This is a genomic window from Allobosea sp. (assembly GCF_035944895.1).
GTDB lineage: Bacteria > Pseudomonadota > Alphaproteobacteria > Rhizobiales > Beijerinckiaceae > Allobosea.
Map to the genome: position 1 here is coordinate 366,217 of NZ_DASZAT010000006.1, position 15,390 is coordinate 381,606.

At 64.0% G+C, this 15,390-nt stretch carries 12 protein-coding genes; 10 read left to right on the forward strand and 2 right to left on the reverse strand.

Going from position 1 to position 15,390, the window contains the following annotated elements:
- Nucleotides 1-19: 19 nt before the first annotated feature.
- Nucleotides 20-2,215 (forward strand): condensation domain-containing protein, encoded by a 2,196-nt coding sequence (locus tag VGV58_RS10280; RefSeq protein WP_326874121.1) that lies wholly within the window; start codon nt 20-22, stop codon nt 2,213-2,215.
- Between the two features lie 25 nt (nt 2,216-2,240).
- Here the strand turns inward: VGV58_RS10280 and VGV58_RS10285 are convergent, their stop codons facing one another.
- Both VGV58_RS10285 and VGV58_RS10290 read right to left on the reverse strand, forming a co-directional pair.
- Complete coding sequence (locus VGV58_RS10285) at nt 2,241-2,939, reverse strand: 4'-phosphopantetheinyl transferase family protein (RefSeq protein WP_326873910.1); 699 nt, start codon at nt 2,937-2,939, stop codon at nt 2,241-2,243.
- Nucleotides 2,936-4,336, reverse strand: coding sequence for a lipopolysaccharide biosynthesis protein (locus tag VGV58_RS10290; protein ID WP_326873911.1), 1,401 nt, complete (start codon nt 4,334-4,336; stop codon nt 2,936-2,938). Before VGV58_RS10290 ends, VGV58_RS10285 begins: the two co-directional genes overlap by 4 nt.
- A gap of 222 nt (nt 4,337-4,558) precedes the next feature.
- Here VGV58_RS10290 and VGV58_RS10295 point away from each other — a divergent pair, with 222 nt between their 5' ends.
- The 9 genes from VGV58_RS10295 to VGV58_RS10335 all read left to right on the forward strand — a co-directional run bounded on the left by VGV58_RS10295 (nt 4,559) and on the right by VGV58_RS10335 (nt 15,317).
- Complete coding sequence (locus VGV58_RS10295; RefSeq protein WP_326873912.1) at nt 4,559-7,453, forward strand: right-handed parallel beta-helix repeat-containing protein; 2,895 nt, start codon at nt 4,559-4,561, stop codon at nt 7,451-7,453.
- A gap of 89 nt (nt 7,454-7,542) precedes the next feature.
- Nucleotides 7,543-8,199 (forward strand): class I SAM-dependent methyltransferase, encoded by a 657-nt coding sequence (locus VGV58_RS10300; protein WP_326873913.1) that lies wholly within the window; start codon nt 7,543-7,545, stop codon nt 8,197-8,199.
- Complete coding sequence (locus VGV58_RS10305; RefSeq protein WP_326873914.1) at nt 8,196-9,071, forward strand: glycosyltransferase family 2 protein; 876 nt, start codon at nt 8,196-8,198, stop codon at nt 9,069-9,071. The genes VGV58_RS10300 and VGV58_RS10305 overlap by 4 nt, the downstream gene beginning before the upstream one ends.
- Before the next feature lie 968 nt (nt 9,072-10,039).
- Nucleotides 10,040-10,594, forward strand: coding sequence for a methanogen output domain 1-containing protein (locus VGV58_RS10310; protein ID WP_326873915.1), 555 nt, complete (start codon nt 10,040-10,042; stop codon nt 10,592-10,594).
- Entirely contained in the window at nt 10,569-11,750 is a 1,182-nt protein-coding gene (locus VGV58_RS10315; protein WP_326873916.1) for a sensor histidine kinase, read from the forward strand. Before VGV58_RS10310 ends, VGV58_RS10315 begins: the two co-directional genes overlap by 26 nt.
- On the forward strand, nt 11,747-12,406 hold the full coding sequence (locus tag VGV58_RS10320) for a response regulator transcription factor (protein WP_326873917.1): 660 nt from the start codon (nt 11,747-11,749) through the stop codon (nt 12,404-12,406). The genes VGV58_RS10315 and VGV58_RS10320 overlap by 4 nt, the downstream gene beginning before the upstream one ends.
- 257 nt (nt 12,407-12,663) lie before the next feature.
- Complete coding sequence (locus tag VGV58_RS10325) at nt 12,664-13,344, forward strand: response regulator transcription factor (protein WP_326873918.1); 681 nt, start codon at nt 12,664-12,666, stop codon at nt 13,342-13,344.
- A gap of 376 nt (nt 13,345-13,720) precedes the next feature.
- Nucleotides 13,721-14,473: a response regulator transcription factor gene (locus VGV58_RS10330; protein WP_326873919.1), complete on the forward strand. Its 753-nt coding sequence runs from the start codon at nt 13,721-13,723 to the stop codon at nt 14,471-14,473.
- A gap of 31 nt (nt 14,474-14,504) precedes the next feature.
- Nucleotides 14,505-15,317: a glycosyltransferase family 2 protein gene (locus tag VGV58_RS10335; RefSeq protein WP_326873920.1), complete on the forward strand. Its 813-nt coding sequence runs from the start codon at nt 14,505-14,507 to the stop codon at nt 15,315-15,317.
- Nucleotides 15,318-15,390: the final 73 nt, after the last annotated feature.

Below are 15,390 nucleotides of genomic sequence, written 5' to 3' on the forward strand. Positions count from 1 at the left end.
CGAACCAGAGCACATCGTGATGACCGCCCGGTGCTCGTCGGCGCAGCAACGCTATTGGGAGATCGACGCCAGGGATCCCGGCACGCCGGCGCTCAACATCGCCGTGAAATGGCGGATCCGCGGGCATCTGGACGCGTCCCTGGCGCGGGATGCATTCCAGGCGATCCTCGACCGCCATGAATCCCTGCGAACGGCGATCCGGCTGGAGGATGGGCGGCCCGTCCAGGCGATTGCCGAGCACGTTCCTTTCAAGCTGCCGGAGATCGACCTTTCCGGCCTGCCTGAGGCGGACAGGGCCCGGGAGGCCGATCGCATCGCCCAGAGCGAAGCCTGCACGCGCTTCGATCTCGGGGAAGCCCCGTTGCTGCGGGCGACGCTACTGCGCAAGAGCCGCGCCGAGGCAGTAATCCTCGTCGTCGCCCATCACATCGTCAGCGACGGCTGGTCGATGGGCCTCATCGCCAAGGATTTCGTCGCAGCCTACCAGGCGCTCGGCCGCGGCCGCGAGCCGGTCCTCTCCGAGCTTCCCCTGCAATATTCCGACTTCGCCGAGGGCAGCCAGGACAGCATGGAAGGCGGCGTGCTCGCGCGCGAGGAAGCCTATTGGCAGGGCAAGCTCGCCGAGTTGTCCATCGTCGAGGTGCCGGGCGATCGTCCGCGGCCGGCGACGCGGAGCACGAACGGCGCCTCGCTGTCGCGACTGCTTCCCCGCCACCTGACAACAGGCCTGGCCGATCTTGCACGGAAGGAAGGTACGACTTTCTTTTCAGTCGCTTACGCCGTTCTCCTGACCTTGCTCCGGCAACGGACCGGTGCCTGCGACCTCGTGCTGAGCACGCAAATGGCGAACCGGGACGATGTCGAGCTGGAAGCGATCGTCGGCCCGTTCGTCAACACGCTCGTGCTGCGGACCAAGGTCTCCGAGGAGCAGAGCTTCCTCGATCTCTGCCAGGCCGCGCGCGACACCTTCGAGGACGCGGTCGATCATCATCTATGGCCGTTCGACAGGCTCGTGTCGCTATTGCCAACCCGTGGCGACACCGGCCGTCCGCCGATCTCGATCAATTTCATCGTCCAGCGCGCCTTCATCGGCGAGCTCGCCAATGACAGTTTTCAGCTATCAGGGATTCCATCGCCCTTGCCAGGCGCGCTCTACGACCTCAACTTCATCCTGGTCGAGCGCGAGGAGGGCTGGCGCCTGACCTGCGAGTATCATCTCGACCTCTATGACGAAGCGACCGCTCATGAGCTGGCGGCGCAATTCGAGAGCCTGGCGGAGACACTCGTCGCCAATCCAACCGCACATCTGCCGCGCCCGGCGCCGACCTCCCTGCCGATCGCATCGCCACTCTGGCTGCCGGCGACGCCGGCCCCGCCGCCGGTGATCGACGTGACGGCCCTGCGCCGGACCTGGCTGCAGAAGGCCGGCACGCAACCGACCTTGTTCGCGCTCAACCATACCGCCCATAATCTGCGCCTGTATCGACCTCTGGCGCAGGAACTCGGTCCCGACCAACCTTTCGCCGCACTGCAATTGCTCGATCCATTGGTGAATGGCGCTGCGCCGAATTCGATCGAGCAACTCGCTTCCGCCTATTGCGAAGCGATCGTCGCGACGGAACCGAATGGCCGCTATCGGCTCGCGGGCTTCTGCCGCTCCGGCGTGATCACGCTGGAAGTCGCAAAGCAATTGCTGGCGAGCGGCAAGCAGGTCGACCTGGTCATGCTGATCGACTGCTGGGCGCCGGGCTACTTCCTGCGACTGCCCTATGGCGCACGCCTATGGTTCCGACTGAAGCGGGCCGGCCGCTTTGCCCGACGCTTCTGGCAAGGCGGGCCACGCAGCTTCGTGACGCGCATGTCGTTCTGGTTGCAATCGACCGCCGCCGTCCGGCAGGCGAAGCGCCTGATCTTCTGGCGCCCGGCCGAGGAAGCGGCCGACGAGGCCGATTTCTGGCGGACGACCGACGAGCTCGAGGCCCTGGTCCAGCGCTATGCGCTGCCGAACTATGACGGGCGCGTCCTGATCTTCCGGAGCGGCGCGATCCCGGCCGGCTGGCCGCCCGATGCCACCCTCGGCTGGGCTGGGCATCTCAGGCCCGACACGCCCTGCTTTTCGGTCGATGGCGAGGGCCATGAAGGCGCCTTCTCCGAGGCAGGCTCGCGGACGATGGCCGAGCGGATCCTCGAGGCCACGGCGCAGACCCGGAGCTGATCCGGACACCGTTCCGCCGGCGAGGCTATGGCCGGGCCATCCAGACCGGCGACCAACCGCGATGGCGCGCCGCCAGCGTGCCGCAATAGCCCGGAGCCGGTTCCAGATCGGCGAGCTGCCAGAGATCGGCCTCGGCCGGGTCGGATTCCACCGTCAGAAGCCGCGCCCTGAACGGATCCAGCGAGACTTCGAAGCTCGACGGCGAGCCATTGAGGCCGACGCCGATCGCCTTCAGACAGGCCTCCTTGCGTGTCCAGCAGCGGATGAAGGATTCCTCGCGCAGCTCCGGCGTCAGCGCGGCGAGCATGGCGAACTCCCGCGGCGCGAGGCAGCCGGCGAGGAGATCGGCCGAAACCGGCCGGATGCGTTCGATGTCGATTCCGACCGGCATGCCCTGCGCAACCGCGACGATCGCGAGCTCGCCGGAATGGCTGAGATTGAAAGCGATCGGGGGCCCGCTACACTCATTCACGAGGAACGGCTTGCCGAACGCCGTCTCGCCGAAGCGGAGCCGGGGCGGCGAAATGGGAACGTAGAGCGCCAGGACGCGCCGCAGCCAGTTGCGCGCCACGACGAAAGCAATCCGTGCCTTGGCGTCATGGAAGCGGTCGGCGCGCGCGCGCTCCTCATCCGACAGGATACCGCGACGCCCGGCCGCCTCGATCGCAGGCAGATCGACCCGGCAGCACCAGAGATGCACCTGGGAGGGCGGAAGCGGCATCATGGCGAGGGCGCCGCCATCATGCGGCCGCTGGCCGGTGCCGTCGGTGGACTGGAGAGGAGGCCCGGAATCCGCAGCGCAAGCATCGCCAGGACGGCGAGAGCGGCGAGTTCCGACAGGAGGGTCACCGCGACCAGCCCGGCGACGCCGAAGGTCGCCGCCGCCGGATAGACCGCGAGCAGGTTGAAGCACCCCCCGACGAACGATGCGACGAAGACCGGCCGCGTGCGCTCCAGCGCCCGGAAGGCGCAGCCGAGGACGAGGCTCGTCAGCGCCATCGGGAAAGCGAAGGCGTACCAGATGATCACCCAGTCGTATTCGAGGATCTCGCCGCCATAGAGCTGGTGAAGCAGCCAGGGACCGAACAGGCCAAGGCCGATAACAGTCGCGCCCCCGGTCAACCCGGCAAACAGCATGGCGCGGCCGAGCGTGCGGTGGAGCCCCGGCATGCCACGCTCCACGAACGCCTTCCCGGCCAGGGGCGGCACGATGTTCTCCAGCGCCTCGCGCACCACGTTGAGCACGGCGAGCAGGCTCTGCGCCGCCCTGAGGGCGCCGAGCACCTTCGGCCCGAACAGGCCGGCCGTCACCAGGAGTCCGCTATAGCTGAGCACCCATTGCACCGAGCCGGTCAGGACGAGCCAGCGCGCCGAGTGCCATTGCCGCGCGGTGACGCTGGTCAGGATCTGCCGGCGCCACAGCAGCGGTCCCGACATGCTCAATCCGCACAGGGTGGAGACGGCAGCAGCGGCGGCAACGGCCCACAATGCATTCGCGACGCCAATCATCCCGGCCTGCCAGAGGGCGGCGAGCGCGCCGAGCTTGAGGGCCTGGTTGATCATGTCGATCAGCAGGATTCCGGCGGGTCGGCGGCGGGCGAACAGATAACGCCGCAGGAAGTCCTGCGTCAGATAGGAGGCCGCAGCCATCGCGCCCGGCAGCGCGACATCGGCCAGGGCCGAGTCCGCGCCTGCGACGAAAGTCAGGGCAAAAAAGATCGCGCCGCTGGCGACGACGACATAGCCGGCCTGATGCAGGAAGACGATCGTGTAGTAGGCCTCGGCCTTCGCCCCCTGCTCCTTCGTGCCGATGCTCATCATCGGGCTGACGATCAGGCCGAGCTGCAGGCTCATCGCGAGATAGAGTGCGAGCCAGACCATCGTGTAGACGCCGAAAGCTTCGAGGCCGAGCGCGCGGGCGAGCAGAATGGTCGTCAGGAAATTGCAGGCGCTCGACAGTGCCTGGTCGGTGAAGGACAGCGCTGGATCGCGCATCGCGCGAAGGCGAGCCCGGATACCCTCGGATACCTTGCCGGGCCTGCGCTGACCCGAGGCGGCACGACCCGGCTCGCGCCGCGCCCGGCCGAAATACCCACCCATCCTGCCCGTGCTGAACGTCATCGGGCCTCCGTCGACGATTACCCGGCCGCATCTTCTCGGGCGAAGTCTAACGTCGCCCTCTTCCTGACGGCGCTGGGCATACGGACTGCCCAGAAGGAAGGTGGGCCGGCTGCCTCGCCGGCATGGCTACCTCGGATGCCCAGCCTGCTCCGGCCCGGCCGGGCGTTACGCTCCTCCCGAGACGGCAGCCGCCGCGCAGAGCAAGGGTGGACCGTGAAGGGAATGCCACGAGCACCGGCCGGCGTTGCGAGTGACCAGCGAGCGACCGACCGTTACCTGCCGATCCTGGCGCTCGGCTTTGCCGGCTATGTCGTCTTCGGCAAGAGCTTCGCCTATCTCGGCCTGCCGCCGCTCTTCGTCGGCGAGATGCTGTTCGCGCTCGGCCTGCTCGCCTTCCTCGCCTCGGGCTGCACCGCGGCGCTGCTCACAACCGTGCCGGCACTCAGCGCGGCACTGCTGATGGGCTGGGTTCTGTTGCGAACGCTGCAAGGCATTGGCGCCCACGGGGTCGACGCGCTGCGCGACGGCGCGGTCGCTCTCTATGGCGGCTTCGCCTTCATCGTTGCGGCGCTGATCGTGGAGCGTCCGATCCGCATCGCCCAGATCATGGGTTATTTCCGGATACAGGCGCGGGTCCTGATCCCGATCGCGATCGTCCTCTATCTGATCGCGCGGTTCTTCTTCGCCTCTATCCCGAAACTGCCCGGCCAGAATGTCGAGATCATCTCGGTGCGCTCGGGCGAGCTCGCCGCGCATCTCTGCGGCGCGCTCGTGCTCGTCCTGGTCGGCCTGTGCAAGGTCAGCCGGACCTGGCTCGTCGTCGCGCTCAGCGCGGCCCTGCTGATCGCCAGCCAGAGCCGGGGCGGCATGCTGGCCCTGCTGCTCCCTTTGGTTCTGGCCATGGTCCTGACCGGTCAGATCGGCCGCCTCGCAACCATCACCGCCGCCCTCACGGTCGCGATGCTCCTGGCCGCCGCCGCCGATCTCGAGATCGATTTGCCGCGAGGCGAGCGGCCGATCAGCGCGGCCGCCGTGGTCGAGAACCTCGCCAGCGTCGCCGGATCGAGCGACGCCAACAATCTCGACGGGACCAAGCAATGGCGGCTGAGCTGGTGGCAAGCCATTCGCAACTACACCGTCCACGGCCCCTATTTCTGGACGGGCAAGGGTTTCGGCATGAATCTGGCGGAGGCGGACGGCTTCGTCGTCGGCCTCGAACGCGGCGGGCCGACTGTGCGCAGCCCTCACAGCGTGCATATGACCTATCTCGCCCGGGGCGGCGTGCCCGGCCTGGCCCTCTGGCTCCTGACCATCGGCAGCTGGACGATCGCGCTGCTGCGGGCCGCCCATCTCGCCTGGCGGCGCGGCGACCTCGACTGGGCGCGCTATTTCGTCTTCCTGGTCTGCTATTTCGCCTCGATCATCATCGACGCCTCCTTCGACGTCGCGCTCGAAGGACCGATGCTCGGCATCCCCTTCTGGATCCTGTTCGGGATCGGCTTCGGCTCGCTGATGGTCTATCGCGCCTGGCATGTCGTCGAACCACCCGTCCGCGTCGGTCGCACCGCGCGCAAGGGAGCCCAGATCGCTGGCGCAATCCTCCTTGGCGCGGTGACACTGCTCGGCAGCCCTCCTTCCGAGGCGGCCGACAGCGCCCCCTGCCCGCCCGGTTCCATTCCGGTGCCGGTCGGCGCGTCCATCCAAGCGCTCGTCGACAAGGCCCCACAGGGAGCGACCTTCTGCATTGCGGCCGGCATCCACCGCACCCAGATGATCGTCCCCAAGGACCGGCAGACCTTCATCGGCAAGCCCGGCGCCATCCTGAACGGAGCCGAACTGATCACCGATATCAGCCAGAAGGACTCCTTCTGGACGACCGCCATGCCGCAGTTCGGGATCAAGCCATTCGGCTCGTGCCTGCCCAGCCGCGCCCGCTGCAACGATCCGCGCCGCTTCTTTCTCGATGGCCAACCGCTGGAGCCGGTCTCCGACCGTGCCGACCTGCGATCGGGACGCGTCTATTCCGATGCCGCGACAGGGCTGAGCTATTTCGCGGACGATCCGCGCGGCCGAACCCTGGAACGGACGCGCGTGCTCTATGCGTTCAACAATCGGGGCGCGCGCGGCGTTACCGTCAAGGGCCTGATCGTCGAGAAATATGCGACGCCCGCCCAGCAGGGCGCGATCTTCGGCGACGAGCATCCCCGCGCCACCGACTGGGTGATCGAGGACAACGAGGTCCGCTTCAACAGCGGATCGGGGATCGCGACCGGCGAGAGGAGCATGGTCCGCCGCAACAGGGTGCACCATAACGGCCAGCTCGGCATCTCGCCCAACGGCAGCGATGTCGTGATCGAGAACAACGAGATCTACGAGAACAACATCTACGGCTTCGACGCCGCCTGGGAGGCCGGCGGTGTCAAGGCCGGCAAGGTCGAGCGCCTGACGCTGCGCGGCAATCATGTGCACGACAACTACGGCTCGGGGCTGTGGTGCGATGTCGACTGCCGCCACGTCCTGTTCGAGAACAATCTCGTCGAGCGCAATTCGGACGCCGGAATCTTCTACGAGATCAGCTTCGACGCCATCATCCGCAACAATACGGTTCGCCTGAATGGAACCGGACGCGGCGGCCAGCAGGGCAGCGCCTGGATCTGGGGCGCCGGCATCCAGATCGCCGCGTCCGAAGGCGTGAGCGTCTACGGCAACAAGGTCACCGTGGCCCCAGGCGGGACTGGCATCGTCATCGTCGACCAGGGCCGCGAGCGGCTCGATCAACCCAGGCTGAAGGACGGCCAAAAGAAGCTGTTCTACCTGACGGCGCGCAACTCCGTGCACGACAACGAAGTCGTCTACGACGGCAACTCCGGCCTCTCCGGCGGAGCAAGCGACGTTCCCGATGCCAATCCGAATTTCAGGATCATCGAAACAGGCGGAAACCAGTTCGACCGCAACACCTATGTGCTGCGCGGGCCGACCGAGGCCCCGCTCTTCATCTGGGGCGGTGAGCCGGTCTCCTACGAGCGCTTCCGCGCTCTCGGCCAGGAGGCGAACGGCCGGATCATCCGGGCCGATCAGGCCCCCCCTGCCCAGAACGGCTTAGTCCAGAAGCCCTAGCGCTCAGTCGTCAGACCGGGCTGCCGGCCGAACGCCCAACGCTAGGATCGTTATCGGGAACCGGCAGGTCATCGCGAGGCGAAGAGCTCATGAACATGATTCCGCGCTCGTTCCGCCGCTCCCAGTTCCGTGAGGAACGCTTCAAGACCTATGTCCGCCCGATCATCGACTCCGTGATCGAGAAACGAGGCTCCTGCCGCATCCTCGATCTGGGCGGCGACGCCGACTACTGGCAGTTCGACCTACCGCCTTCGGGGGTGGAGATCTGGCTCCTGAACATCGAAGCCAAGCCGCCCTCGCCCGATCCGCGCTTCCATGTCATCCAGGGCGACGCGCGCGACGTCCATGAATTCGACGACCGAAGTTTCGACTTCGTCCACTCCAATTCGCTGATCGAACATGTCGGCCGCTGGGCCGACATGAAGCGCGTCGCGGCCGAGGTCAGACGTCTCGCGCCGAACTACTACGTGCAGACGCCGAACTTCTGGTTTCCGCTCGATCCGCACAGCAATGCGCCAATCATGCACTGGCTGCCACAGCCGCTGCAGCGGCGGATGGTGTCGAGCAAGGCTCGCGGCTTCTACGCGAAGGCAGGCTCCCTCGACCAGGCCATGCAGATCGTCGAAGGCACCACGATGCTTGACCGGGCCCAGCTCGCCGAGCTCTTTCCGGACGCGGAAATCCTGACCGAGAACATCCTGTTCCTGCCGAAATCGCTGATCGCCATCAGGGCCCCCGCAACGTGAGACAAGCGGGGGACATCCGGCCGGATTTCGCCTTCCTGGCTCTGGCCAAGGATTGTGCCGTCACGATCCCACCCTTTCTTGAGCTCCTGCAGACGCTGAAACGCAGCGGCTCGAGCGTCGTCGCCTTCGTCGGCGAAAACGGCTCGCGGGACGGAACGCACGCGCTGCTCCAGCAGGCCCAGTCGCGCGGTGAGATCACCCTCGTCCCGACGGCTTTCATGGCGGACGAGCCGGAGCGGCTCAGGCGGATGGCGCTGGGTCGGGAACGGCTCAAGAGCGAGCTCGAAGCGTCGGGCCTCGAACCCCGCTTCGTCTGCGTGCTCGACATCGACAATGTCATCGCCACGCCGCCCCCGATCCCGGCGCTGCTCGCCGCCGCCGCGAAGCTCGATCGACCAGGCATCTTCGGGGTGTCGGCGAGCTCGCGCCCGCACTATTACGATCTCCTCGCCTATGAAGACGAGCACAGATCCTTCACGACACTGCTCGGCGACCTCGCGGGAAACCGATCCGACATCGTCAGATACTACCGCTTCTTCTGCTCACGCATCTATCCGCACCAGCGCGCCCTCACCTCCGATCACGAGATCGCCTGCGCCTCGACCTTCAACGGCCTGTGCCTCTATCGTGCCGGGACATATCGTCTCGGTAGCTATCGTCAGGAAGGCCCCGCCATCTGCGAGCACCTCGTCTTCAATCGCCGCCTCGCCGCGCTGACCGGCGGAGCAATGCTGATCGATCCCGATCTGGTGCTGCGCACGCCTCGCGATCACGCCGAGCAGAGCTTTCTGCCCTTTGCCTGGCGGCGCTTCCGCAAGCTGATCTCGCAGCCCCATCAGCGATACATTCGCCTGCCGAATCCACCGGCATGATGACGTAACGGAACTCAGCCATGACCGGCACCTTCCCAAATGTGAACGGCTGTCAACATTGACCTGGCGGCTACCGGGCATTCCAATGCCTTACGCGGCACTTTCGCTACGAAATCGTGCGTATGGACGCACCGATCACGAAATTCTTACCAGGAGGATGATTTGGCGATCCGCCATCATTTGTACAGCTATGAATTTTCCAGATGACCGAAAATTGGTCATATCCAGCTTAAACTATCAATTATCATAGCTTACAAGCTTATTATCTGCCAATAACGATCAATTTTAAATTGTTTGAATCTGATTTCAAGCATTAAATTAATAAATATATCTAATTAATACTTTATCGTTCCCTTTCCTGCTCACCCCAAAAGGCGACAACACCGGCCCTTGAGAATTCGAAACAGAATCGACGATACAACTTATGTTAGAATTCACAATTTAAAAAAACCGTTTTGGAAATACATCCTCAATTCGGGGCAGACAAACACCGATAATGTGCTATTATCAGCCTGAAGATAGGCGCCTCGAACTGAGATAGCCTGCACGATCTGCTCTAGTGATACCCTGCTAATCGCTGCTTTCCTGCCTCTTTTGCCGGCATATCCAACATAAATATCCCGGCAAAATTTGAGCAGAGCTACCTTGAGGGAACGGATAAATCTAATACCTTTATGCTTTTAGAGAAAAGACCAATTTCACAAAATCTCATCTTGGATTTTTATGTAAATTAAACTTTATCTCAAAACTTGGCTAATTCTATTATTACTCATATAATTTCCTAAATAATAGAAAGATAAATGGAGATTCATCTCTGAGCTAGGAGGTGATTTTCTGAACTGAGCTGTTCCGAAAACCGTCGAAGAAGGGCTGTTATCCTGGTTATCATAGCGAGTGAGCGATCCCGCACGGAGCTGCGCACGAAACATATTCGCCTGGGACATCTGTCAATTCGGGGGCTAGCGAGCGTGAATCCATCCGTCTCCAATATTTCGCCGAGCATCGGCGCGCTCGATATCGACTTCGACCATCATGGTCTTTTCAACACTTTGGTCGCCGACATGGCTGACCTGTTGGAAAGCATCGCAGGGGTCGACGATGCCTGCGCCTATGTCAGCGGCATCGCCGCGCGCCTGGGTACCGATATCGAAAGACAGTACAAGACGGCACTCGGAGTCCAGCACCTCAACCGAGATCAACTGCTCGAGATCCTGATCGACCTGAAGAACCGCGCCGGCGGTGCATTCTCGATCACCGAGCAGGACGAAGACCGGGTCGTGTTCAGCAATTGCTCGTGCCCTCTTGGCCGGGCAGCGGCGAACCACCCCTCACTGTGCATGCTGACATCGAACATCTTCGGCCGCCTGACCGCCAACGCAGTCGGGTACGCCGCGGTCGATCTGGAGGAGACGATTGCCTCAGGGGCAGCTGGATGCCGTGTGGTCCTCCATCTGAAGCGGATGGAGCCGGGCCCAGGGACGAGGGAATATTTCCGAGATGATGCATCTGCAGCTTCGGCATGAGCCGGATCTCGAGGTCTATCTCGAGCCATCTGTCATCGCCCTGACCGATGGAAGCATCCGCGCGCTCAATCGCGCCGCAAGCCAGCTGCTTGCCCCCGGCCACGCAGCCACGTCGCTGTTCGATATCTGCGCGAGCCGGGTCGATGCCTTGCGGACCTATCTCCAGGCCTGCTCGGGCTCGCGCCACCCCCTGATCGAAAGGGTCGGTTTCAATGGTCCCGATGGCGCCGGCGACTATCGCTGCTTCGGCAATGTCCTGGTGCCGCGGCGCAAGAGCCAGCCGGCGACGCTTCTGCTGCGGCTCTTCCCCCTGCTCGACTCGCGATTTTCGGCGGCTGCTGAACGGATGAGACGCTTGACGGCTGAGAGGCAGCGCAGCGTTGCCCTGCAGCAATTCGACGAGTTGCGCAGCGACCGCCTCCGGCTGGTCGAGCAATATTGCTTCGTCGCCGAGGCGCTGCGGGTCGTGGAAGCGCGGACGCATCAACTTGAGAATGAGCTCAACCATATCCGGGCCGACGAGCGTGAGCGCATAGCACGGGACCTGCACGACCATGCCGGGCATGAGATGGCCCAGGTCCTCGTCGAGCTGAGAGCCTTGCAGGAGAGCACGAAAGGACCGGCGAGGCGGCGCGTCGAAGAGATCGTCGAGCACGTCGCCGGGGTCGGGCGCAAGATTCACCATGCTGTCGTCAGTGGCCGGCCACGCATCGTCGAGGAGCTCGGCTTCAGCCGAGCCATCGAGACCATGGCAACCTCGTTCGCCGCGGATGGGCGGCTCCAGCTCTGCTTCAGGAGGAAGGGAGCCGAGCCCGACCCGATGCCTGCCGCCATCGAGGAGGCTCTCTACCGGGTGGCGCAGGAGGCGTTGACGAACTGCCTCAAACACGCGCTCGGCGCGCGAAAACTCGATATCGTCCTGGACTTCGCAGGGACATCGGTCTCGCTCACCATAGCCGACGATGGTGCCGGGCTTCAAAACGTGCCCGAGCGGCCGGGAGATGACATCCACACCGGCATCGGACTTCCTGGCATGCGTCAGCGCATGGCGGATGTGGGGGGGACGCTGGGTATTGGGCCACGCTGCGACAAAGGCACGATCGTCACCGCAATCGCGCCCCTGACCGATAGCGCGCCGCGGAGCGCCCCGTCGTGACGACGCGGATCATCCTGGTCGACGATCACCCGGTCGTTCTGGCGGGGCTGAGGGCCCTCGTGCTGGACATGCCGGATTTCGAGCTGGTTGGACAGGCGAGTTGCGCGGCGGAGGCGCTTGCGCTCGTCCGCGGACAGCGCCCCGACCTCGCGGTCCTCGACATGGGGCTCCCAGGCATGAGCGGCCTGACGCTGGCCGAACGCATCCTTGAAGAGATGCCCGACACCCTGATCGTCATGCTGACCCATTACGAAGAGCCGAGCTATGTCCAGAAGGCACTGCGGGCCGGCATTCGCGGCTACGTCCTCAAGGCATCCGCAGGCGACAAGGTGGCACAGGCACTTAGAACGGTCCTGAGCGGCGGGGTCTATATCGATTCGGACCTTGAGGACTTTCGCTCGGAATGGATCCGCAAGCTTTGCCCGACGGCCGGCATGCCCACGGCAGCCGCGAGCGACACACTGACCTATCGCGAGATGCAGGTCCTGCGCCTGGCTGCAGTCGGCCACTCCAACAAGGAGATCGCCCGGCGCGTCGGCCTCGGCATCAAATCGGTCGAGACCTATCGCTACAGGGCCTGCAAGAAGCTGATGCTGCACTCCCGTCTCGACATCATCAGATACGGCGCCAGCCATGGCTGGATTCTCGACGTCTGACGGCCGTGACTAAGCCGTTGGCGCGCTGAACTGCCGGACCTGCTCCTGTGCGGAGTACTCAACTTGGCGTGACTGGAACAATTATGGCCACGCGCCCCGCGACGGCATCTCCAGAAGAGCGTCGCGACTTGCCGGGCCGTTCCCGCTACCAAAGTCTCCGGGGATAGGGGCCTGCGCCCGGGACCCGCCAGCGACTGGCGGAGCCCGACATCACGGTCGCATCCCCACCGAAAAGCGACCAGAGCGGCGGCACGACCATGGCAAGGATCCTCGTTGCCGACGAACATGCGCTCTACCGCACGGGCCTGCGCACGATCCTGCAGGCCGCCCTGTCGGAGGCCGAGCTTCTCGAAGCCGAAGACTTTGACGGCCTGATGCGCAACCTGATGGAGGAACAGCCGATCCATCTCGTTCTGGTCAGCCTTGGCCTGACGGGATCCACCGATCCGGCGGTCATCTGGGATTTCAAGCGCGCCTCCCCGACGACGCGCTATGTCGTCATCTCGAGCAACGGCACCTTCGACCAGGTCCTCCACTATATCGCGGAGGGGTTTCACGGCTTCATCTCGAAGCTGCAGCGGGACGACGAGATCATCGAGGCGGTCCAGGAGGTTCTCGCCGGGCGCCTTGCGGTCCCCCGCGGCCTCACTCCATTCGGCTCCACGGCCGAGGCCTATCGCTCTCGCGAGATACCGCAGCGCCGGGCCAGCTCGCAGCAGGACCCGTTCGGACTGACGCGCCGACAGCGGGACGTCTTGACACTGCTGGCGGACGGGCTCTCGAACCGGGAGATCGCCCAGGCGCTCCATATCGCGGAACCGACGGCCAAGATCCACGTCTCCGCACTGATGCGGACGCTCAACGTCCGCAATCGCACCGAGGCCGCCGTACTCGCCAAGGATCTGATCCGCATCCTCAAGAGCGACCAGACCGGCTGAAGCAGCTCGCGCGGAGAGTGCGCCGAGCCGTGGATCCTTCCTCTACGGCAACCTGAAGACAAGCTCCACACCACTTGCAAGCCAAACACGTAAAAATGGACGCTTTGTCGCAGGTCGCATGTAAGGATTTTCCTGACGCGATCGTATTTTTCCTGACAAGACGACTACATCCGAATGAACTAATTATTAACGATGACATTCTGGGTGCTCGCATCCCTTAGTGTCATCGTGTGGCCGTATCGGATTAGTCACCACCTGCCTCATTTCGGAATTTCTCAAACAGCACAACGGAATACCTCCGCTGATGCGGCTGGGGCGATATGCGCTCCATCGCTTCCGCTATCCTTGTTTTGCGTCGAGTAAGAGGGGAGTACCGATGTCAGACATCATCGAGACCGCTGTATTGAGTGACAATGCACTTCTTCGGGAAGGCATAACCAAATTATTGGACGGCGCCCGCTTCCATGTCAGCCAGAGAACAACCAGCCTCGACTTTCAACGATACGATCAGAGCCAGCAAACACCGGACCTCTTCATCGTCGTGATCGACGATATGTCCTGCTCTATAGTCGGCGACCTCAAGAGGCAGTTCAAGAGCGCCAAGATCGTCGCGCTCGCCCTGCGCGGCAGCCGGGAATTGATGCACCGAGCCATGCAGCTCGGCGCGGTCGGTTATCTCGTCGAATCCGTGTCCGCGCAGGATCTCATCACCTCGCTGGAAGTCGTCATCGCCAACGGCGCGGTATTTCCGCCTGAACTTCTGTCGCAACTCTCCGAGGTCGCAGTCGAGCCGCAGCGCCTGCTGCAGGGCGTGCAGCGCCGGGCCGACGGCTCGCCGTTCCAGGGCCTTTCGGCCCGGGAGGTGAGCATCCTGGAGGGGCTCATGCTGGGTGAATCCAACAAGGTGATCGCGCGCAAGCTGGAGATCGCCGAAGCCACCGTGAAGGTGCATGTCAAGGCGATCCTGCGGAAGGTCCGGGTCCGGAACCGCACCCAGGCGGCGATGTGGGCCATGCAGAACGCGGTGACCCGGATTCCGGTGGTCGAGGAGCCCGATTCCGCGGAGGACACAACGCTGCCGATGATCCCGGCGAGGCCGGACATGGCGCTCGCCTCCCGGCACGTCTGACAGCACCGGCTCCAGCAGCGGAACTGCGCCAATGATCGTGACAATCGTGACCCCGACGCTGAACGCCGTCGACTATCTCAAGGAATGCATCGAATCCGCGCGTCGCAATGCGACGCGCGGGATCGAGATCGAGCACGTCATCGTCGATGGTGGCAGCACCGACGGGACCGTCGAACTCGCCCGGAGCTACGGGCTGAAGGTGATGCAGGGCAAGGACAGCGGCATCTTCGACGCCATCAACAAAGGCTCCTTCAATTCCTCGGGCGAATTGCTGGGCTTCCTGGGCGCCGACGACGTGATGCTCCCGGGCGCTGCGGCGGCAGTCGTGGACGCCTACCGCACGAGCCGCCGGCGCTGGGTGGTCGGCGCGATCCGATGGATCGATTCGAGCGGGCACGGCCTCGGCGGGCTCGCGGCGCCGCCGAACTGGATGACGCCCGCCATGCTCGTCTGCCTGGGCTGGAATCCGATCATGCACATGGCGACTTACTTCTCCCGGACCTTTTTCGAGGAACTGGGTGGATTCGACATCGCCTACAAGGATGCCGGCGACTACGACATGTTCTGCCGGGCCCTGGCGAAGGAGCCCTATGGCCGGATCACCCAGCCGATCGCCTGCTTCCGGCGGACGGGCGTCAACAACAGTGCGATCCATGGCAGCCGCACGGTCGCCGAATGCGCGAGGGTCTACGCCCAGCACGGGCCTTCATCGCAGGCTGAGCGCCTGTTCTGGCGGGCCCTGCTGAAAGCCTATTTCAATCTCGGCAACCCCGACTGGCTGCTGTCGAAGATGGCTGACACGACGCGCGCGACGCTGAAGCTTCAGCCGAAGGCGCATTTCTGATCCGCGCCGCCAAGGCGTCTGCCTTGGCAAACTGCGCTCCGGCGGACTGCACACAGTCCGCCGGAGCGCGGAT